We start from the raw sequence: 21496 nt of genomic DNA, 5'->3' as shown, positions 1-21496 counted from the left end.
CATGACGAAAGCTCTTTCCGGTTGTCCGGCGGTCCCAGCCGAACTGGCGCGCGGCGGGACGGTGTGAATGCGGGCGCTGGCCAATTTTCCCGCCGATGCGGCACGGCGCATTCGCGGCGTGTTCTGCGATATCGACGATACGATCACGACCGACGGACGCCTGACCGGCGATGCCTATCGGGCACTGGAGCGCCTGCATGAAGCGGGCCTCGCGGTTGCGCCGATCACCGGTCGACCGGCCGGCTGGTGCGACATGATCGCCCGCTTCTGGCCGGTAAGCGGCGTGGTCGGCGAAAACGGCGCGTTTTATTTCGCCTATGACGAGGTGACGCGAAAGATGGTCCGCGTCTTTGCCGCCGGCGATGCCGAGCGCGCCGACAACCGGCGCAAGCTTGCCGCCATCGAAGCGCGCATCCTGAGAGAGGTGCCGGGCACCGCCGTGTCCGCCGACCAGGCCTACCGCGAGGCCGACCTGGCGATCGACTTTCGCGAGGACGTTCCCGAACTGTCGGCAAGCGCCGTTCAGCGCATCAAGCGCATTTTCGAGGAAGAGGGCGCGGTCGCGAAAATATCGTCCATTCATGTCAATGGCTGGTTCGGCCACTACGACAAGTTGTCGATGACGCGCCGCTTTGCCACGGAGCGGCTGGGCGTCGATCTGGATGCAGCGAAGGACGTCTTTGTCTTTGTCGGCGACAGCCCCAACGACGCGCCCATGTTCGGCTTTTTCCCGAACTCCTGCGGGGTCGCCAATGTCCGCGATTTTTCCGGCCGCATCGAGGCCGAACCGGCTTTCGTCGCCGGCAAGCGGGGCGGCGCCGGCTTTGTCGAGATCGTCGACATGATCCTCGCGCATCGAACTGCGGCCGGGTCCTTGCCGACCGACCTCGCAGGGGCCTGACAGGCTTCGAGCCCGACCGGAACCATCCGGAAAATCCCCTTCCCTGCCCGGTTTGCCGGCGCGCCAGGCCGTGCGCCGGGCATTCTTGTTCGGTGCTTTGGTAATTTCGTTTGACACTCGTTACAATTTCGAAATAATCAAAACGAACTTCGCTATCGACAATTGCGATGGAATACGAAATTCGGGGGAGCGCTACCAGCCTATCTGCCAGTCTGTTTTGGCCCGTGTTCACGCCGACGGTACGCGAGTATGCTGACCGTTTGGCGGAACTGGTCCAGCGGCGAAAGGCAAATGGTGCGAGGGCGTCGACGACGCCGCGGAGCAGATAGCCTGGGAGGAGGCCTTATGCTGGAATTGAGAAACGTGACGAAGGTGGTGGGCGCGGCGGAGCATATCCGCAACGTGTCGCTGACCTTGCAGCACAGTTCGCTCAATGTCCTGCTTGGGCCGACGCTTTCGGGCAAGACCAGCCTGATGCGCCTGATGGCCGGTCTCGACGCGCCGAGTTCCGGCTCGGTCTGGTTCGATGGCCGCGATGTCACCGGCATGGCCGTGCAGAAGCGCAAAATCGCCATGGTCTACCAGCAATTCATCAACTACCCGGCAATGACCGTTTATGAAAACATCGCCTCGCCGCTGCGCGTGGCGGGCGCGGACAAGGCGACGATAGAAAAAGAGGTGCGCACTGCCGCAGCCTTGCTGAAGCTGACGCCCTATCTCGATCGCTTGCCGCTCAATTTGTCGGGCGGGCAGCAGCAGCGCACGGCACTGGCGCGCGCCATCGTCAAAAAAGCCAGCCTCGTGCTGCTGGACGAACCGCTGGCCAATCTGGACTACAAGCTGCGCGAGGAACTGCGCGAGGAACTGCCCAAGATTTTCGCCGCGTCCGGCACCATCTTCGTCTATGCGACGACAGAGCCGCACGAGGCGCTGCTGCTCGGCGGCAATACCGCGACGCTCAGCCAAGGCCGCATCACCCAGTTCGGCCCGACCGTCGAGGTCTTCCGCAAGCCCGTCGACCTGGTAACGGCAAGGACGTTTTCGGACCCGCCGCTCAACACCATCGTTCTGGCCAAGAAGGGCGATCACTTCCTGCTCGACGGCGGCGTCAACCTGCCGGTGCCGGCCGGCTTAACCGGCATCGCCGACGCCAGCTACACGATCGGCTTCCAGCCGCATCACCTTTCGCTGGAACGGCCGAGCGCCAACGCCGTACCGGTTCGCGCCAAGGTTTCGATCACCGAAATCACCGGTTCTGAAAGTTTCGTCCATCTCGATTTCGCCGATGTGCGCTGGGTCATGCTGGCGCACGGCATCCACACTTTCATGCCGGACGAAATGGTGGAGGTGTTCATCGATCCGCGCCACATCATGGTCTTCGATGCCGCCGGCCAAGCCGTTGCGGCACAGAAACTTGCGGCCTGAGGGAGAGACATGGCACGCATCGACGTCAACCATATCCGCCATTCCTACCTGGCCAATCCGCAAAAGGACGCCGACTTTGCGCTGCGCGAGGTCCATCACACGTTCGAGAATGGCGGCGCCTATGCGCTGCTTGGCCCTTCCGGCTGCGGCAAGACCACCCTGCTCAACATCATTTCAGGCTTGCTTCGCCCCTCGCATGGCCAGTTGCTGTTCGACGGCAGGGACGTGACCAATCTGTCGACGCAGGAACGCAACATCGCCCAGGTGTTCCAGTTCCCCGTCGTCTACGACACCATGACCGTCTACGACAATCTGGCCTTCCCGCTGCGCAACCGCGGCGTGCCGGAAGCCGACGTCGACCGCAAGGTGCGCGAGACACTCGACATGATCGACCTTGCCGACTGGGCGAAGCGAAAGGCGCGCGGCCTGACGGCAGACCAGAAGCAAAAGATTTCGCTTGGCCGCGGGCTGGTCCGCTCGGATGTCAACGCCATCCTGTTCGACGAGCCGCTGACCGTCATCGATCCGCATATGAAATGGGTGCTGCGCTCGCAACTGAAGCAGCTTCACCGCCGCTTCGGCTACACCATGGTCTATGTCACGCACGACCAGACGGAGGCGTTGACCTTCGCCGATCAGGTGGTGGTGATGTATGACGGCGGCATCGTCCAGATCGGCACGCCGGCGGAACTGTTCGAGAGGCCGAAACATACCTTCGTCGGCTATTTCATCGGCTCGCCGGGCATGAACGTCATGCCCGTCACGGTTGACGGCAAGACGGCGCATCTCGGTTCGCAACGCATTGCACTGCCTGGCGCGCCGAAGGCGGCGGCCGGTACGATAGAGCTTGGCGTGCGTCCCGAATATGTAAGGCTGGGCAAAGAGGGCATGGCGGTCAGCATCGCCAAGGTCGAGGATGTCGGTCGCCACAAGGTGGTGCGGGCCAATCTGGAAGGCCGTGAAATAGCGGCGATCGTCAGTGAGGACACAGACATTCCGGCCGATCCGAAGGTGCGCTTCGATCCTGCCGGCATCAACATCTATGCCGACTCCTGGCGCGTCGAGATGGGAGCCTGACATGGATAAGACCTTGAACAACAAGGCCTGGTTCCTGGTACTGCCGGTGCTGGTGCTGGTCGCTTTCACCGCCGTGATCCCACTGATGACGGTGGTCAATTATTCGGTGCAGGACACGTTCGGCCGCAACCAGTTTTTCTGGGCCGGCCTCGAATGGTTTCAGGAATTGCTTGGCTCCGACCGCTTCTGGCAGGCGATGGTGCGCAATCTGATCTTTTCCTTCATCATCCTGGCCATCGAGGTGCCGCTTGGCATCTTCGTGGCGCTCAACATGCCGAAAAAGGGCTGGGGCGTGCCGGTATGCCTGGTCGCCATGGCGCTGCCGCTTCTGGTTCCGTGGAACGTCGTCGGCACCATCTGGCAGGTGTTCGGGCGCAACGACATCGGCCTGTTCGGCTATACAATCAACGCGATCGGCATCGACTACAATTACGTGCAGGACCCGTTCGACGCCTGGGTGACGGTCATCATCATGGACGTGTGGCACTGGACCAGCCTTGTGGTGCTGCTCTGCTACGCCGGACTGGTCTCCATTCCGGACGCCTTCTACCAGGCCGCCAAGATCGACGGCGCCTCGCGCTGGGCGGTGTTCCGCTACATCCAGTTGCCGAAGATGAACCGCGTGCTGCTGATCGCCGTGCTGCTGCGCTTCATGGACAGTTTCATGATTTACACCGAGCCGTTCGTCGTCACCGGCGGCGGCCCCGGCAATTCGACGACCTTCCTGTCCATCGATCTGGTCAAGATGGCGCTTGGCGAGTTCAATCTGGGGGAAGCGGCGGCGATGTCGCTGGTCTACTTCCTCATCATCCTGCTTCTGTCGTGGGTGTTCTACACCGTCATGACCAACTACGACGCGGAGCGCTGAGATGGGCGGCGGCAACGAACGAACCGAACAGGCAGTCGCGCCCGGCCAGGCCGCTGTCTTGCCGAGCGAGCTTTCGCGGGATGCGCTGGCGCGCCGCATGCACCGGCGCGGCGAGGAATCGCGCTGGTGGTGGGTCATCCCCACGCTCTACATCGTCTTCCTGCTGGTGCCGATCTACTGGCTCGTCAATATGAGCTTCAAGACCAACAGCGAGATCGTCAATTCGCTGACGCTCTACCCGCACGAACCGACGCTGCGCCACTACAAGATCATCTTCACCGACCGGTCGTGGTATTCCGGCTACATCAATTCGATCATCTACGTGGTCATGAACATGGTGATCTCGGTCGCTGTCGCTCTGCCGGCGGCCTACGCCTTTTCGCGCTACCGCTTCCTTGGCGACAAGCACCTGTTCTTCTGGCTCCTGACCAACCGGATGGCGCCGCCGGCGGTGTTCGCGCTGCCGTTCTTCCAGCTCTATTCCGCCTTCGGCCTCATCGATACGCATATTGCGGTGGCGCTGGCGCACTGCCTGTTCAACGTGCCGCTGGCGGTGTGGATTCTCGAAGGCTTCATGTCCGGCGTGCCGAAGGAGATCGACGAAACCGCCTATATCGACGGCTACTCCTTCCCGCGTTTCTTCGTGAAGATCTTCATACCGCTGATCGCGAGCGGCATCGGCGTCGCCTGCTTCTTCTGCTTCATGTTCTCCTGGGTGGAGCTTTTGATCGCCCGCACGCTGACGACGACCGACGCCAAGCCGATCGCCGCCATTATGACGCGCACCGTGTCGGCATCCGGCATGGATTGGGGCCTGCTTGCCGCCGCCGGCGTCTTGACGCTGATCCCCGGCGCGCTCGTCATCTGGTTCGTGCGCAACTACATCGCCAAGGGCTTCGCCCTGGGGAGGGTATGAGGTGAATTTTGACCTCTCCTGGATGGCATGGACGTGGCCGACGACGGCCTTCTTCATCGTCATCGCGCTGCTTTTGGCTGGCATGGGCGCGTGGGAATACGCCTCGCCCGGCGGCAATCCGCGTGTCGGCATCCTGCGCTTCGAGACGACGCGCGGCGACCGCCTTTTCGTTTCGCTGCTTGGCAGCGCCTTCATCCATCTCGCTTGGCTCGGTCTGGTCGGACCGAACCTGTGGTGGGCTCTCGCTCTCTCCGTAGTCTATGCCATCGGGGTATTCCGCTACGTATAGAGGGGAAACTCGTTGGAGCGGCGGCACCGCGCCGGCGCTCTGAAACGCACTCGAAACTGAACAGTGGAGGACATAATGCGACGGCAATTCTTAAGCTCGACAACCGCGCTTATCCTGTTGGTGTGCGCTGGCAACGCCTATGCCGGCATGGATGAGGCAAAGACTTTCCTCGACAAGGAGATCGGCGACCTTTCGACGCTCGATCGCGCCGGGCAGGAAAAGGAAATGCAATGGTTCATCGACGCCGCCAAGCCTTTCCAGGGCATGGACATCAAGGTGGTGTCGGAAACGCTGACCACGCACGAATATGAATCGAAGGTGCTGGCGCCGGCCTTCACGGCCATCACCGGCATCAAGGTCACGCACGATCTTCTGCAGGAAGGCGACGTAGTCGAGAAAATCCAGACCCAGATGCAGACCGGCCAGAACCTTTACGACGGCTGGGTCAACGATTCCGACCTGATCGGCACGCATTGGCGCTATCAGCAGGTGCGAAACCTGACCGACTTCATGGCCAATGAAGGCAAGGACGTCACCAACCCCGGCCTCGACCTGGCCGACTTCATCGGAACCTCGTTCACGACCGCCCCGGACAAGAAGCTCTACCAGCTTCCCGACCAGCAGTTCGCGAACCTCTACTGGTTCCGATACGATTGGTTCAACGACGAGAAGAACAAGGCCGACTTCAAGGCCAAGTACGGCTACGATCTCGGCGTGCCGGTCAACTGGTCGGCCTATGAGGATATCGCCGAATTCTTCACCGGCCGCGAGATAGACGGCAAGAAAGTCTATGGCCACATGGACTACGGCAAGAAGGACCCGTCGCTGGGCTGGCGCTTCACGGATGCCTGGCTGTCGATGGCAGGCAATGGCGACAAGGGCCTGCCCAACGGCCTGCCGGTCGACGAATGGGGCATCAAGGTCAACGCCCAGTCGCAGCCCGTCGGCTCCTGCGTGGCGCGTGGCGGCGATACCAACGGTCCGGCCGCCGTCTACTCGATCCAGAAATATCTCGACTGGATGAAGGCCTACGCACCGCCGACGGCGCAGGGCATGAACTTCTCGGAATCGGGACCGGTGCCGTCGCAGGGCGAAGTCGCCCAGCAGATGTTCACCTACACCGCCTTTACGGCTGATTTCGTGAAGCCCGGCCTGCCGGTGGTGAATGAGGATGGTACTCCGAAGTGGCGTTTCGCGCCATCGCCGCATGGCGTCTACTGGAAGGAGGGCATGAAACTGGGCTATCAGGACGTCGGTTCCTGGACGTTGATGAAGTCGACGCCGGACGACCGCGCCAAGGCTGCATGGCTTTATGCGCAGTTCGTGACCTCGAAGACGGTGGATGTGAAGAAAAGCCATGTCGGCCTGACCCTCATCCGCCAATCCAGCATCGATCATGAGAGCTTCACGGAACGCGCGCCGAAGCTCGGCGGGCTCATCGAGTTCTACCGTTCGCCGGCCCGCGTGCAGTGGTCGCCGACCGGAACGAACATCCCGGACTATCCGAAGCTGGCCCAGCTTTGGTGGCAGGCGGTCGGCGATGCTTCTTCCGGCGCCAAGACGGCGCAGGAAGCCATGGACTCGCTCTGCGCCGAACAGGAAAAGGTCATGGCCCGCATCGAGAAGTCGGGCGTCCAGGGCGATATCGGTCCGAAGCTGGCTGAAGAGCACGATCTGGCCTACTGGAATGCCGACGCGGTCAAGAACGGCAATCTGGCGCCGCAGCTCAAGATCGAGAACGAGAAGGAAAAGCCGATCACCGTCGACTATGACGAACTGGTGAAGAGCTGGCAGAAGTAATCTGCCCGCACACTTTGCGTCGACAGGAAAAGGGGAGGCCGCGAACGTGGCCTCCCCTTTTTCTGGAGCGCGGGGTGGAAACCACCCTGCAAGCAGGCCAAGGCGTCTTGAGCCCTCAGGCGCGGTGGTTTATAGGCAACAGATGAAATCGGATCAGCGAACCAAACTCGACGCCCTCTCCAAGCGCCTGCGCGACGAGCAGAAAGGCTTGCTGATCGCCGCCGCGCAGTCGGCGGGCCTGCCAAGCCAGAGCACGCTTCAGCGCGTCGCCCAGCTGGAATTGAACATCTCGGCAATCGAGAACACGCTGGCCGACGAGGCTAGCTGACCGGGCTGGCGCGGCCGCGGCCGCGCCTTTCGTTCCTGGAACGGCGCGTTGCGCCCAGCCTTGCCGTCCCGCAAGGCGGTTCAGGAAAGGATCTGGGGTTCCTGCCGCAACCCGGTCGCAACCACCGAAACGCGGAACTTGCCTTCGAGCGACTTGTCGAAGATGGCGCCGACGATGATGTCGGCATCGGCATCCACTTCCTCGCGGATGCGGGTGGCGGCCTCGTCCACCTCGAACAGCGTCATGTCCAGGCCGCCCGATATCGAGACGAGCACGCCCTTGGCGCCCATCATCGAGGCCTCGTCCAGCAGCGGATTGGCGATCGCCGCCTCGGCGGCCTGCTTGGCCCGCCCCTCGCCCGTGGCCTCGCCGGTGCCCATCATGGCGCGGCCCATGTCGCGCATCACCGACTTCACGTCGGCGAAATCGAGATTGATAAGCCCTTCCTTGACGATGAGGTCGGTAATGCAGCCGACGCCCGCATAGAGGACGTTGTCGGCCATGGCGAAAGCATCGGCGAATGTCGTCTTGGAGTCGGCGATCCTGAACAGGTTCTGGTTGGGGATGACGATGACGGTATCGACGCTTTCGCGCAGCCGCTCGATGCCCAGCTCGGCCGACTGCATGCGCCGCTTGCCTTCGAAGGCGAACGGCTTGGTGACGATGGCCACCGTCAATATGCCCGCTTCCCGCGCGGCCTTGGCGATCACCGGGGCGGCTCCGGTGCCGGTGCCGCCGCCCATGCCTGCGGTCACGAAGCACATGTGGGTGCCCGACAGATGATCCATGATCTCGTCGATCGATTCCAGCGCCGCCGCCTGCCCTACCTCCGGCAGGGACCCCGCGCCAAGACCCTCGGTCACATGCACGCCTAACTGGATGAGCCGCGTCGCCTTGGACATGGTAAGCGCCTGCGCGTCCGTATTGGCGACGATGAACTCCGCGCCTTGCAGGTCCTTGGCGATCATGTTGTTGACCGCATTGCCGCCACCGCCGCCCACTCCGATCACGGAAATCTTGGGCCGCATCTCGGAAATCTCCGGTCTGGGCTTGGTGTTCATGACTGGAAATCCCCTTGAGAAACCGGCGCCAGGCCAAAGGCGTTTCTCGCCCGGCTGGATCGCAGGCGTGCGAATCGCATCGGCACAGCTTTGGCGCAAGGAATCAGAGGGCGCACCGTCGTGCAAGTGCGAAGTACTTTTCGCCGCCGCCCGCCGGCCCTTTCTATGGGTCAGTGGGTCTTGCCGGTCACTCGACCACGCCGGTGTATTTGTCTTCGAGCAGTATCTCGACTGAAAAGCGGCTCCCGCTTTTCGGGATCATGCGTCAGTCGAATACATGCGCCGTGCCGGTCACGCTGATCCGCACGATCTCGCCCACCGACGGCGCCTCCATGCCGGGCTTGCGCAGGATGAGCGGCGTATTGCCGATGGCGGCGGCGTCCGGCGGCTCGGGGCTGTTCATCAGGCGCACCGCCACCATGCAGTTCGGCCCGCCGAATTCGAGGGCAGTCACCTCGCCGAACAGCATGTCCGGCGTACCCGACATGCCTTCGCGCGACGTTCGCTTCAACATCAGTTGCTCGGGCCGCAGCATGATGCGGGCATTTTCGCGCGTTTCCCGGATGTCCACTGCGATGCGGCCAAGCGTGCATTGGGCAAAGCCGCCGGAAAGGCCGGCAGGCAGGATGATGGCATCGCCAAGGAATTCGGCGACCATCCGGTTCCGGGGCCTCAGATACAGGTCGCGCGGGCTGCCCACTTGCGAGAACTTGCCGTCCCGCATGACGGCAACCTGGTCGGCGAAAGACAGCGCTTCGGCCTGATCGTGCGTCACCAGGATGGTGGCGATGCCGGCCGCTTCCAGCAATTCGGCAACCACCTTGCGCATCGAAACCCGAAGGCCGGTATCGAGCGCCGAAAACGGCTCGTCGAGCAGCATCAGGCGCGGCTTGCAGGCCATGGCGCGCGCCAGCGCCACGCGCTGCTGCTGGCCGCCGGAAAGCTCATGCGGCCGCCGCTTCAGGATCGCCTTGTCCAGCCCGACAATGTAGGCAAGTTCGCGAATGCGGGCATCGCGGCCGGCCTCGCGCCGACGCATGCCGAAACCGATATTGTCGGCAATGGTCAGATGCGGAAACAGCGCGCCGTCCTGCGCCACCAGCCCGATGCCACGCAAATGCGCCGGCACGGCGGCTCCGTTTTCCGCCAGCACTTCGCCGTCCAGCACGATGCGCCCTTCATCGGGGGCTTCGAACCCCGCGATCAGCCGCAGCAAGGTCGTCTTGCCGCAGCCGGACGGCCCGACGATTGCGGTGCGGCTGCCGGCTGCAACGCCAAGCTCGATGCCGGCAAGGGCCTCGACCGGCCCGTAGCGCTTGTGAATGGCGTGGAATTCTAGAAAGCTCATCGTCCGGCCATCCGCTTCGATTGGACGTAAAGCAGCCATGTCAGCGGCATGGATGCAGCCACCATGATCGCCGCGTAGGGCGCGGCGGCGGCATAGTCGATCTCGCCGCTATAGGCCCAGAACGCCAGCGCCAGCGTGCGGGTGCCATTGGGCGCCAGCATCTGCGTGGCCGTCAACTCGTTCATGATGCCGAGCGCCACCAGCGCCATGCCGGCGGCCGCGCCCGGCGCCGAAAGCCGGATCGTGGTCGACCACAGGGCATTGAGCGGGCCGCGGCCGAGATTGGCCGCCGCGCGCTCCAGTTCTATCGGTGCCTGCGCGATCGATGCGCGCAGCGAAATCAGCGCGCGCGGCAGGAACATCAGCGCATAGGCAACGACGATGGTGAACAGTGTCTGGTAGAGCGGCAGCGCGACGCGCACCGTGATCGTCACCAGCGCCAGCGCGATGACGACGCCCGGAAGCGAGCCGACGATATAATTGCACCCTTCCAGCACGCGCTGCAGCGGTCCCGGCGCGCGGATCGACAGCCACGCCATCGGAATGGCGGCGACGGTGGCCAAAAGGCCGCCCGCGACGGCCAGGAAAAGCGTCTGGCCGAGCGCCAGGCCGATCTCGTCGATGCGCCACACCTCGACGCCCCCGGCCACCAGCCATCGCCCGATCGTCATGAACGGCACGCCCAGCGACATAACCGCAACCCCTGCCATCAAAAGCAGGCAAGGCAGGGACGCCCGCCCGAGCCTTGTGCGTGGAAGCAACCGTGCCGCGCCCGAGCCGACGCGGGCATACCGTTCCTCGCCGCGCACCAGCACCTCGATCGCCAGAAGCACGAGGCAGCACGTCACCAGCACGCCGGCCAGCATATTGGCTGCCGGCCCGTTGAAGGTCGACTGGAACTGGTCGACGATGGCCGTCGTGAACGTATCGAAGCGGATGAACACGAACAGACCATACTCGGCCAGAAGATGCAGGCCAACCAGCAGCGAACCGCCGCAGATGGCAAGCCGAAGCTGCGGCAGCACCACACGCAGGAACACGCGCCACGGCGCCTGGCCGAGTGCGGCGGCGGCATCCTCCAGCGCCGGGTCGAGCCGGCGCAGCGAGGCTGATATCGGTAGATAGAGGAAGGGGAAATAGGCGATCACCGAAATGAGCACGCCGGCTCCCAGTCCGTGCAGGCCGGGCACCAGCGTGACCCACGCATAGGAATGAACGAAGGCCGGAACCGCCAGCGGCGCGACCGACAGCCATGCCCACCAGCGAGCGCCGGGCAGGTCGCTGCGCTCGGTCAGCCACGCCAGCGCCACCGACAGCACGATGCAGATCGGCACGGTAAGGGCGGTGAGCAAGATGGTGTTGACCAGAAGTTCGCCGACGCGTGGCCGGAACACCAGCGCGGATACCGTCTCCCATCCGCTCTGGACTGCGACGACGATCACGAAGCCAAGCGGCAGCAGCGTAAAGACGGAAACGCCGACGGCAATAAGCGTGATCCACGACAGCTTCAGCCCACGGCCGGAGCGCATCGGAAACCCGGCGGCCAGCACGGCTCCATCCGCCTGATCGGGCGCTTGATCGAGCGCTGGCCGCATCAGGCGAAACGCACCGTGCGCAAGGCTGTCCTTGGGCCGAAAGGCTGGCTTGTTGTCATCGGCGAATGCCATTTCGAAACGCTAACGCGTGTCGCGATCAATCAGAATCGCCCGACACGTCAGCTCTTTGATTTTCGCATGTCTTTGTCCCGAAACCGGTGCCCACTTTCGAGAGACATGTTTTAAGGCTCCCGCGGACAATGCCCGCGGGAGCCTGGATGGTTGCTCTTTTAGGACGAACCGCGGCTAAAGCAAGCCGGCGGCCGTCATCAGATCGGAGACCTTCTTCGAGTTCAGCTTCGACGGTTCGACCTTGGGAGCCTGCAGGTCGGCAAGCGGGACTAGCTTCGGATTGGACTCCGCGCCGTTGCCGACCGCATACTCATAAGACGTTCCGTTCTTCAGGATATCCTGGCCGCCCTTGCCGGCGATCCACTTGACGAAGGCCTGCGCCTCCTTCGGATGCTTGCTGGAAGCCAGCACGCCGCCGCCGGAAATCGAGACGAACGCGCCCGGATCCTCGTTCTTGAAATAGTGCAGTTCGACGTTCTTGCTGTTTTCGCCGGTCTTGGCCTGATCGCCGAACCAGTAATAGTGATAGATGACGCCGCCATCGATCTCGCCGGCATTGACCGCCTTCATCACCGTGCCGTTACCCTTGTAGGCGGTGAAATTCTCCTTCATCGCCTTCAGCCAGTCGACCGTGGCCTGTTCGCCCTTGAGTTCAAGCAGGGCGCTGACGATGGCCTGGAAATCCGCGCCGGAAGGCGAGGCCGCCCAGCGGCCTTTCCAGTCCGGATTGGCGAGGTCGAGCAGCGACTTTGGCAGCTGGTCGGCGGTCAACTTGGTCTTGTTGTAGGCAAACACGGTGCTGCGGGCGGCGATGCCGGTCCACGCGCCGGTGGCCGGGCGGAACTGCTCCGGAACTAGCGCCAGCGTGTCGGCCTCTAGCGGCGCGAACAGGCCGGCACTTTCGACCAGCACCATGGCCGGCGAGTTTTCGGTCAGGAACACGTCGGCGGGCGACGAAGCGCCTTCGGCGACGATCTGGTTGGAGAATTCGCTGTCGCCGCCATTGCGCAGCGTGACCGCGATGCCGGTTTCCTTGGTGAAGCCCTCGGCCCATTCCTTGGCCAGGCTATCATGCTGGGCATTATAGACCACGATGCCATCGTCCTGCGCGAGCGCTGGGAAGGCAGCGAGCCCGGCAAGAACGGCAGCGCCGGCCATGGCGGAAAGAATGGACTTCATGGGTTTCTCCAGAACATTGGGAAGGATGCCGTCGCACCTATAAATACATGAACTATTTAGTCAAGATTATTAGGAGCTTGGTTGGCCGCCTGCTCATCCCGGCGAACTTGCCGTGGAACTGACGCGATAGACTCTGCTGACGGCTGCTGCCATGTCGCGCAATCATCGGCGCTTTCCCGCAAAACGCCGGGCTGCCGTCCCGAAATGCAAGAAAAAACAGCGTCATGCGCGCGAACGGAATGCGTTCCAAGCGCGCCGCACGGTTTCGCGGTGCGATCCGATCAACTTTTCTGACTGTTTCAGGCCGCGCCTTTCCTGTAGAAGGCGCGCTCCGTTGGTCACGACGATTTGAACGGAGCGCGTACAACCCCATATGAAGCGCGCACCGAACCAAGGGGCGGTCGGCCGAGGCTCCTCACCCGGAAAGACGACAATGCCGAAATTCAGATTTCACAAGCTTGCCGCCATTATTGTGCTCATCGTCTTCGCCGCGTGGATGGCGACGGGCGAATTCTCGTCGGTCGGCAGCGCCACCGTCGCTGAAAAGCCGAAGCCGGCGCAAGCCGAACAGCCCAAGGCTCCGCTTCGCACCGTTGCGGTAGTAGCGCCGCCGCGAAGCATGCACGCACGCGCCATCCGCATTTCAGGCCTGACGGAAGCCGACAAGCGCGCGGTGCTGGCGACACGGGCCGCCGGCGTCATCGCCAAGCTGCCGGTCAGGCAGGGGCAGCGCGTCAAGGCGGGCGATCTGATCCTTATGCTCGATGCCGAGGACAAGATTTCCGCCGTGGACAACGCCAAGCAATTGCTCGTGCAGCGGCAGGCCGAACTGGGTGCCGCCGAGCGGCTGGCGAAGTCGGGCAATCTGCCCAAGCTGCAACTCGATACCGCGCGCTCCAACCTGACTTCCGCCCAGTCCGAACTGCGCACGGCACAGGCCGAACTGGACCGCAACGAGGTGAAGGCTCCGTTCGACGGCATTGTCGACCGCGTGCCGGTCGAACTCGGCAGCGCCGTCATGCAGGGCGGCGAGGTCGCGACCGTCCTTGCGCTCGATCCGATCATAGCGCGGGGCGAGATCAGCGAACGCGATTTGCGTTTCATCAAGACCGGCGACAAGGCCGATGTGCGCCTCGTCAACGGCGAAACGGTCAAGGGTACGTTGCGCTATATCAGCCGCGATGCTTCGGCGGCGACCCGCACGTTCCGCGTCGAGATCGCCGTCCCGAACGCCGATGGTGCCATTCCCGCCGGCATGACCGCCGAAATCACGTTGAGGGCCGCCCCCACTGACGCCATCATGCTGCCCCGCTCGGTCGTGACGCTGAGCGGTGCGGGCGATCTCGGCATTCGCGCCGTCGACAAGGACGACAAGGTGGTGTTCTTCCCGATCGATCTCATCGACGACACGACCAAGGGCCTTGTGCTTGCCGGAATTCCGGCCGACGCCAGGGTCATCGTCGCCGGGCAGGAACTGGTGACGGAGGGCGAGGTCGTCAAGCCGGTCGAGGCCGACCAGGAAACCATCAAGAAGCTTGTCGGCGAAGTGACTGCCGGGACTCAATAGTCATGGACATCGTCAAACTCGCGATCCGCAATTCGCGGCTCACCATCTCCGTCCTGCTGTTCCTCGTGATCGCGGGCGCGCTCGCCTATCAGTCGGTGCCGAAGGAAGCCGAGCCGGACGTGCCGATCCCGATGATGTATGTCAGCCTCATCTATCAGGGCATTTCGCCGGAAGATTCCGAGCGCCTGCTGCTTCGGCCGATGGAATCCAAGCTGAAGAACCTCAAGGGCCTGAAGGAGATGCGCTCCGCGGCGTTCCAGGGCGGCGGCTACGTGCTGGTCGAGTTCCAGCCTTCCGTCGACCTGGCGACGGCCCTGCAGGATACGCGCTCCAAGGTTTCGGACGCCAAGGCCGACCTGCCGCAGGCGGCCGAGGAGCCGACGGTCAGCGAGATTAACATCTCCGAATTTCCGGTACTGGTGGTGACGCTTTCGGGCCAGGTGCCCGAGCGCGCGCTGACGGCGGCGGCGCGCGAATTGCGCGACCGCATCGAGGAAGTGCCCGGCGTGCTGGAAGGCGCGCTGCAGGGCGCGCGCGACGATCTCGTCGAGGTCGTCATCGACCCGGTAAAGCTGTCTTCCTACGGCTTGCAACTCGACCAGATGATCCAGGGGGTGGCGGCTTCCAACGATCTCGTGGCTGCGGGCAATATGGAAGGCTCGCAGGGCAAATATGCCGTGAAAGTGCCGTCGCTGATCGAGACGCCGGAAGACGTCGCCAATCTTCCGATCGTGACCGGCCCGAATGCCGTGGTGCAGGCCAAGGACATCGCCACGATCCGCTCCACCTTCAAGGATGCCGAGACGACCACGCGGCTCGACGGCAAGCCGGCCATCGCCATCGAGGTCAAGAAGCGCATCGGCGCGAACCTGATCGACACGATCGCGCAGGTGAAGACGGTAGCCGACACGTTCGTGAAGACCATGCCGCAGGGCGTCGAGGTGACCTACACGCAAGACAAGTCGGTGTTCGTCAACCAGTTGCTCGGCGACCTCCAGAACCACGTCATGATCGCCGTGATCCTGGTGTTCATCGTCATTCTCTACGCGCTGTCGGGGCGCGCCTCGCTGCTGATCGGCCTTGCCATCCCGTCATCGTTCCTGATCGGCATCCTGGCGCTGACCATGATGGGCTACACCATCAACATGATCGTGCTGTTCAGCCTCATCCTGGCGGTCGGCATGCTGGTCGACGACGCCATCATCGTCACCGAATTTGCCGAGCGCCGCATGGGCGAGGGCATGGCGAAGGAAGAAGCCTTCGAACTGGCCGCCAAGCGCATGGCCGGCCCGGTGATCGCGGCCACGATGACACGCATCGCGGCGTTCTCGCCGCTGTTGTTCTGGCCGGGCATCATCGGCGACTTCATGAAATACCTGCCGATCACGCTGATCGTGACGCTCGCCGCCTCGATGCTCTATGCGCTGGTGTTCGCGCCGACGCTGGGCGCAATGTTCGCCAAGGCTCCGGCGCAGCACGAAAGCGACCACCGCGACGGCTGGTACATGGCGGTCGTCAAACAGGCGGTGCATTTCCCGAAGACGGTGCTGGTGCTGACCGTCGTGCTGCTTGTCGGCGTGCAGTTCTCCTATTCCAAGTACGGCGCCGGCGTAGAATTCTTCCCCAGCGTCGAGCCGGATTACGGCCTGCTCTATGTGCATGCGCGCGGCAACCTCTCGCTGGCCGAGATGGATGCGGCGACGAAGGAGGCGGAAAGCCGGCTGCTGGGCTGGCCGGGCGTCAAGTCGGTCTATACGCGCGTCGGCAAGACCCAGGGCGGCGGCGCGGATATCCCCGAGGATGTGGTCGGCGTCATCCAGTACGAGTTCGTCGACTGGCGCGAGCGCAAGCCGGCCAACCAGATTCTCGACGATCTGCGCAAGGTCATGGCCGGGCTTCCGGGCATCGACGTCGAGGTGCGGGTGCCGGACGCCGGTCCGCCGACCGGCAAGCCGATCCAGGTGCGGCTGTCCGCCGTCGATCCGGCCGGCCTGAACGACAGGGCGCGCGAGGTCGCGGCGCGCATCGCCAAGGTTCCGGGCGTCATCGATGTTTCCGACGGCCTGCCGCCGCCCGGCGTCGATTGGGCGCTCAATGTCGACCGCGCCAAGGCGGCGCAATACGGCATCAGCCCCAGTTCCGTCGGCACGGTGGTGCAACTGGTGACGACCGGCCTGAAGCTTTCCGAATACCGGCCAGCCGGTGCTGACGACGCCGTCGATATCCGGCTTCGCCTGCCGGAGGACCAGCGCACGCTGTCGACGCTGGACGAATTGCGCGTGCAGACCAGCCAGGGCGCGGTGCCGATCTCGAACTTCGTCGTGCGCAAGCCCGAACAGCGCGTCGGCACGCTGAACCGCATCGATGGCGCGCGCACCGTGGTGGTGCAGGCCAACGTCGCCGCCGACAAGCAGGTCGCCGTCGTCCAGCAGGACGTCACCAAGGCCATATCCGAAATGGACCTCGGCAGCGGCACGCGCTGGAAGCTCGCCGGCTCCAACGAAGACAGCGCGGAGGCTTCCGCCTTCCTGTCGAAAGCGTTCGGGGCGGCGATCTTCCTGATCTTCATCGTGCTTCTGGCGCAGTTCAACAAATTCACCAGCGTCTGGCTGGTGCTGTCCTGTGTGGTCATGGCAACGATCGGCGTGTTTTTGGGCCTGCTGATTACCGGCGAAACCTTCGGCATCGTCATGTCGGGCATCGGCGTGATCGCGCTGGCCGGCGTCGTGGTCAACAACAACATCGTTTTGATCGATACCTATGACCGGCTGCGCGAAGAGGGCTGGGACAGGACCGAAGCCGTGCTTCAAACCTGCCGCGAGCGCGCCCGCCCGGTGGTGCTGACGGCGGTGTCGGCCATTCTCGGCGTGCTGCCGATTGCCTTCGGGCTCGGGCTGGAAATCTTCCACCACGAGACGACGATCAATGCGCCCTCGACGCAATGGTGGATCTCGCTGTCCTCGGCCATCGTTTTCGGCCTGTCCTTCGCCACCATTCTCACGCTGATCGTGACGCCGTCGATGCTGATGGTGTTTACCCGCGCCAAGGTACAACCCGGCCAGCATCGCAGTTGGTGGAGCAGGCTTTGGCGGCGCGGCAAAGAGGACAAGGCGACGACCGCCGAAGCGCCTGCGGGAGCCTTGCCGAAGCCGGCGGAATAGGCGCATCCCGCCGCCATTCCCCGTCACCATTCATGAATCTGAAGGCCGTCCGGAACAACCGGGCGGCTTTTTCATTCTGGATAAACCGAAGCGCTTGAGGCGAGAAACGTTGATGACACTCAGCACGATTGTTATCGTGGCGTTGATCGCCGCGCTCATCGGCACGGTACCGACCTGGCGTCATTCCCGCGCGTGGGGCTATGGCCCCTTCAGCGTCGTGGTCGTCAGTCTGGTCGCGGTTCTGACGCTGGTTCTGGTCGGCCGGATGTGAGCGCTCTACTCGGACGGCATGAGCGGTGGCTTGAAGTCGGCGCCGCGCGCCAGCCCCGCCATCAGGGAAACGACAACCAGCAAGCCTGACAGAACGATGAAGATCGGGCCGAAGCCGGTGCGCTCGGCGATGAAGCCGATGGCCGACGGCACCACCAGGATGCCGCAATAGCCCATGGTGGTGACCACGCTCAGGCCTGTGCCCGACGACATGCCGGTCTGGTTGCCCGCGGCGGAAAAGGCAATCGGCACCATGTTGGCGATGCCGAACCCGCAAAAGGCGAAGGCGAGGATCGCCAGCCAGGGTGAAGGTGACAGGCCCGCGACCAGCATGCCCGCCGCCGCCACCAACGCCGAAACGCGCAATGTCGTGACGGAACCGAAACGGTTTCGAACGCCGTCACCGAGGAAGCGCATCAGCGCCATGACGCCCGAAAAGGCGGCGTAGGCGAGGCCTGCGGTGGCGATGTTGGTGCCGAGTTCCTGGCGCAGATAAAGCGCCGACCAATCGAGCACCGCCCCTTCCGGGATCATCGACAGCAGCGCCATGACGCCGACGAGGTAGATGGCGGGATTTTTCGGCAGCGTGAATTTGGTGTGGGCCCGCACGGCCGGCTTGTCCTCGCCGACGAGCATGCGCATGGCGACAAGGATGGCAACGACAGCGACAAGCGTGACCGCGGCCGCATGCGCGAGATGGCCGAAATGCTGGATGGCGAAGCCGCCCGCCGCACCGCCGGCAAAACCACCAAGGCTCCAGAAACCGTGCGAGGAAGACATGATGGCGCGGGAGAGTTTTCGTTCGACAGCCACCGCGTTGGCGTTCATGGCGACGTCCATGCCGCCGATCGTACCGCCGAAGAAGACCATGGCGAGTGCGGCCAGCGGCAGACTGGAAGCCGCTGCCACGACGAGCAGGCCGAAGCTGGCGAAGACGGCGAACCAGCGCAGGACGGTCCGCGATCCGTGGCGCTCGATCAGGTGGCCGCACCATGTCATGGCCCCCACCGCGCCCGCGCCGAACAGGAGAATCAGCAGGCCGAGCGTTCCCTTGCTGATGTCGAGACGGGTCAGCAAGACGGGAATTTGCGGGGCCCAACTGCCGGTGATGAAGCCGTTGGCCAGGAACATGGTCGCGACTGCCCAGCGGCCGCGATAGGCGATTTGAATGGCGTTGGGCGCATCCATGATGGGTGTCCGATCAAAGGCTGGAATCGAGCCGGAACCTAAATCGGTTCAGTTCGAAGTCAAGCGTGACCTCTTGTCTTGCTCGATCCCATCAGTGTTCGTGCGAAAACGAGCGCGCAATGTCGAGGAACGCACGCATGGTCTTGCCGTGGCTGCGCTCAGCGAGGCACACCAGCGCCTCGTCCATCAGCATGGGCGGGCCGTCGATCGGGATTTTTTCCAGCCGCGAATCGTTGCCGAACTCGGCCTCCGAAACGAAGCCGATGCCAGCACCCGAGGCGACGATCTCGCGCACGGCTTCGCGCCCCTCCGCCTCGATGGACGGTTTCAGTTCGACGCCGGCGGCGACCGCGCCCTCCTCCAGCTTCTTGCGCGTCCGCGAGCCGCGCTCGCGCATCACCAGCGGCAGGGAGACCAGATCGGCAAAGGACAGAAGCTTGCGCTGGGTGGCAGCATGGCCGGCGGCGGCAAAGGCGATGATGGGCGACGAGTTCAGCTTGATGACCTCGAAGTCGCGGCCCGAAGGCAGATCGCCCAGCACGCCGATATCGGCATTATAGCTGTACAGGCTCTCGATCACCGTCTCGGTATTGCCGGCCCGGATCGTGACCTTGACGCCGGGGTACTTGTCGCGGAACTCGCCCATGATGTGCAGGACGTGGTGCGCCGCGTCGGCGACGATGCGCAGCGTGCCGGCCCGCAGCGCCCGCGATTCCGACAGCAGTTCCAGCGCCTGGCTTTCGGTATCGAACATGCGCAACGTGATCGCCAGCAGCTTTTCGCCGGCCGGCGTCAGCGTGACCTGCTTGCGCTGCCGGTTGAATAACAGAATGTCATACTCTTCCTCCAGCTTGCGAACCTGGTCGGAAATCGCCGGCTGGGTCAGGAACAATTCTTCCGCTGCCCGCGAGAACCCGCCGGTTATGGCGACGTAGTGAAAGGCCCGAAGCTGTACGTAGCGCATGGCTGTTCCACCCGATTGATGATGCGAAGCGAAGGCTCGCTGGTCCTCATACTATACGCCAAACTTATCGATGGATACAAAATAACGATTTCACGAATACTTCTTGCGGGGCGATAAGGGTGGAGAAGAAATTCATTCGGAGAACAGACCATGGCGGCCGACACGTCAACCGCAGCGCCTGAAGGTTTCGAGCCGCCGGCGCTGGGCGAGCCCTATCTGCTGACACCAGGGCCGCTGACTACCGCCTATTCGGTCAAGCAGGCAATGCTGCGCGACTGGGGTTCGTGGGATGCCGATTTCCGCGCCATGACCGCCGATCTCCGTCGTGGCCTGCTCGCCCTCATCGGCGATACGAAAAACGAATATGACTGCGTGCCGATCCAGGGCAGCGGCTCCTACTGCGTCGAAGCGATGCTGGGTTCCTTCGTGCCGAAGGACGGCAAGGTGCTGGTGCTGGCCAACGGCGCCTACGGCCTGCGCGCCGCCCAGACGATGCAAGTGCTCGGCCGCGCCTATACGCTGATCGACAAGGGCGATTACCTGCCGCCACGCGGCGACGAGGTCGGTGCGGCGCTCGACGCCGACCCGGCGATCACCCATGTGCTGGCGATCCATTGCGAAACCAGTTCCGGCATCCTCAACCCGGTCGCCGAGATTTCCGAAGCGACCTATGCCAGGGGCCGCAAGCTGCTGGTTGATTCCATGAGCGCCTTCGGGGCCGTTCCGCTGGAAGTCGGCGACATTCGCTACGAGGCGATGGTCTCCTCGGCCAACAAGTGCATCGAGGGCGTTCCAGGCTTCGGCTTCGTCATCGCCAAGAAGACCGAACTGGAAGCCGCCAAGGGCAACAGCCATTCGCTCAGCCTCGATATCCACGCGCAATGGGCAACCATGGAAAAGACAGGCCAGTGGCGCTTCACGCCGCCGACGCATGTCGTTGCCGCTTTCCTCGAAGCCTTGAAGATGCACGAGGCCGAGGGCGGCGTTGCCGCGCGCGGCGCGCGCTATATGAGGAACCGCGACGTGCTCGTGGCCGGGATGCGCGAATTGGGTTTCGAGACGCTTTTGTCCGACCGGTGGCTGTCGCCGATCATCGTCACCTTTTTCTGCCCGGCGCATGAAAGCTTCGTCTTTTCGCGCTTCTACGAGTTGATGAAGGACAAAGGCTTCATCATCTATCCGGGCAAGCTGACCGTGGTGGACAGTTTTCGTGTCGGCTGCATCGGCCGCATGGACGAACATGTCATGCGCCGCGTAGTCGAGGCCGCCGCCGCCTCGCTCGCCGAGATGGGCGTCGACACCGCAACCCCTCCCGCTGCCGCCATTGCCGAACGAGCCAAGCTCGCAGCTTGACGCCGTCTTACTGAACAAGGATTTTTTCCCATGAACCAGATGTCCCCTGTCACTGTTTCCGTCAATGGGCGCGATTATCCTTGGCCGCGCGTGCCGGCGATTGCGATCTGCCTGGACGGCTGCGAGCCGGCCTA

General features: G+C 63.4%; 18 protein-coding genes. 12 read left to right on the top strand and 6 right to left on the bottom strand.

The window, feature by feature from the left end; genetic code table 11:
* The first annotated feature begins 67 nt into the window (after nucleotides 1-67).
* From ACX3P1_RS06870 to ACX3P1_RS06835, 8 genes are all read left to right on the top strand, one after another.
* Complete coding sequence (locus ACX3P1_RS06870) at nucleotides 68-901, top strand: HAD-IIB family hydrolase (protein WP_459078816.1); 834 nt, start codon at nucleotides 68-70, stop codon at nucleotides 899-901.
* Nucleotides 902-1246: 345 nt separating this feature from the next.
* Entirely contained in the window at nucleotides 1247-2326 is a 1080-nt protein-coding gene (locus tag ACX3P1_RS06865; protein WP_459078815.1) for an ABC transporter ATP-binding protein, read from the top strand.
* 9 nt (nucleotides 2327-2335) lie between these two features.
* A complete protein-coding gene (locus ACX3P1_RS06860) occupies nucleotides 2336-3403 on the top strand; it encodes an ABC transporter ATP-binding protein (protein ID WP_459078814.1) in 1068 nt (355 codons plus the stop codon).
* Between the two features lies 1 nt (nucleotide 3404).
* Nucleotides 3405-4271, top strand: coding sequence for a carbohydrate ABC transporter permease (locus ACX3P1_RS06855; RefSeq protein WP_459078813.1), 867 nt, complete (start codon nucleotides 3405-3407; stop codon nucleotides 4269-4271).
* A gap of 1 nt (nucleotide 4272) precedes the next feature.
* The gene (locus ACX3P1_RS06850; protein ID WP_459078812.1) at nucleotides 4273-5187 is read left to right on the top strand and encodes a carbohydrate ABC transporter permease; all 915 of its coding nucleotides are present in this window, start codon (nucleotides 4273-4275) and stop codon (nucleotides 5185-5187) included.
* Nucleotides 5188-5209: 22 nt separating this feature from the next.
* A complete protein-coding gene (locus tag ACX3P1_RS06845; RefSeq protein ID WP_459079021.1) occupies nucleotides 5210-5476 on the top strand; it encodes a DUF2160 domain-containing protein in 267 nt (88 codons plus the stop codon).
* Nucleotides 5477-5551: 75 nt separating this feature from the next.
* On the top strand, nucleotides 5552-7276 hold the full coding sequence (locus tag ACX3P1_RS06840; RefSeq protein ID WP_459078811.1) for an ABC transporter substrate-binding protein: 1725 nt from the start codon (nucleotides 5552-5554) through the stop codon (nucleotides 7274-7276).
* 142 nt (nucleotides 7277-7418) lie between these two features.
* On the top strand, nucleotides 7419-7604 hold the full coding sequence (locus ACX3P1_RS06835; RefSeq protein WP_459078810.1) for a hypothetical protein: 186 nt from the start codon (nucleotides 7419-7421) through the stop codon (nucleotides 7602-7604).
* Nucleotides 7605-7684: 80 nt separating this feature from the next.
* Here the strand turns inward: ACX3P1_RS06835 and ftsZ are convergent, their stop codons facing one another.
* From ftsZ to ACX3P1_RS06815, 4 genes are all read right to left on the bottom strand, one after another.
* On the bottom strand, nucleotides 7685-8665 hold the full coding sequence (gene ftsZ, locus ACX3P1_RS06830; protein ID WP_459078809.1) for a cell division protein FtsZ: 981 nt from the start codon (nucleotides 8663-8665) through the stop codon (nucleotides 7685-7687).
* Nucleotides 8666-8930: 265 nt separating this feature from the next.
* The gene (locus tag ACX3P1_RS06825; RefSeq protein ID WP_459078808.1) at nucleotides 8931-10013 is read right to left on the bottom strand and encodes an ABC transporter ATP-binding protein; all 1083 of its coding nucleotides are present in this window, start codon (nucleotides 10011-10013) and stop codon (nucleotides 8931-8933) included.
* The gene (locus tag ACX3P1_RS06820; RefSeq protein ID WP_459079020.1) at nucleotides 10010-11608 is read right to left on the bottom strand and encodes an ABC transporter permease; all 1599 of its coding nucleotides are present in this window, start codon (nucleotides 11606-11608) and stop codon (nucleotides 10010-10012) included. The genes ACX3P1_RS06825 and ACX3P1_RS06820 overlap by 4 nt, the downstream gene beginning before the upstream one ends.
* 246 nt (nucleotides 11609-11854) lie before the next feature.
* On the bottom strand, nucleotides 11855-12859 hold the full coding sequence (locus tag ACX3P1_RS06815; protein WP_459078807.1) for an iron ABC transporter substrate-binding protein: 1005 nt from the start codon (nucleotides 12857-12859) through the stop codon (nucleotides 11855-11857).
* 433 nt (nucleotides 12860-13292) lie between these two features.
* Here ACX3P1_RS06815 and ACX3P1_RS06810 point away from each other — a divergent pair, with 433 nt between their 5' ends.
* From ACX3P1_RS06810 to ACX3P1_RS06800, 3 genes are all read left to right on the top strand, one after another.
* Complete coding sequence (locus ACX3P1_RS06810; protein ID WP_459078806.1) at nucleotides 13293-14426, top strand: efflux RND transporter periplasmic adaptor subunit; 1134 nt, start codon at nucleotides 13293-13295, stop codon at nucleotides 14424-14426.
* A gap of 2 nt (nucleotides 14427-14428) precedes the next feature.
* Nucleotides 14429-17587 (top strand): efflux RND transporter permease subunit, encoded by a 3159-nt coding sequence (locus ACX3P1_RS06805; protein WP_459078805.1) that lies wholly within the window; start codon nucleotides 14429-14431, stop codon nucleotides 17585-17587.
* 112 nt (nucleotides 17588-17699) lie between these two features.
* On the top strand, nucleotides 17700-17858 hold the full coding sequence (locus ACX3P1_RS06800; protein WP_459078804.1) for a DUF3309 family protein: 159 nt from the start codon (nucleotides 17700-17702) through the stop codon (nucleotides 17856-17858).
* A gap of 5 nt (nucleotides 17859-17863) precedes the next feature.
* Here ACX3P1_RS06800 and ACX3P1_RS06795 read toward each other — a convergent pair whose 3' ends face one another.
* Nucleotides 17864-19045, bottom strand: coding sequence for an MFS transporter (locus tag ACX3P1_RS06795; RefSeq protein ID WP_459078803.1), 1182 nt, complete (start codon nucleotides 19043-19045; stop codon nucleotides 17864-17866).
* 91 nt (nucleotides 19046-19136) lie between these two features.
* A complete protein-coding gene (locus ACX3P1_RS06790; RefSeq protein ID WP_459078802.1) occupies nucleotides 19137-20009 on the bottom strand; it encodes a LysR substrate-binding domain-containing protein in 873 nt (290 codons plus the stop codon).
* 150 nt (nucleotides 20010-20159) lie between these two features.
* Here ACX3P1_RS06790 and ACX3P1_RS06785 point away from each other — a divergent pair, with 150 nt between their 5' ends.
* Nucleotides 20160-21362 carry a 2-aminoethylphosphonate--pyruvate transaminase gene (locus ACX3P1_RS06785; RefSeq protein ID WP_459078801.1) on the top strand — a complete coding sequence of 401 codons (1203 nt, stop codon included), beginning with the start codon at nucleotides 20160-20162 and terminating at the stop codon, nucleotides 21360-21362.
* Nucleotides 21363-21496 lie beyond the last annotated feature (134 nt).

It is taken from the genome of Mesorhizobium sp. A623 (assembly GCF_054489405.1).
Note: the sequence above shows the minus strand (reverse complement) of the source record. Positions and strands in the feature narration are given on the sequence as shown.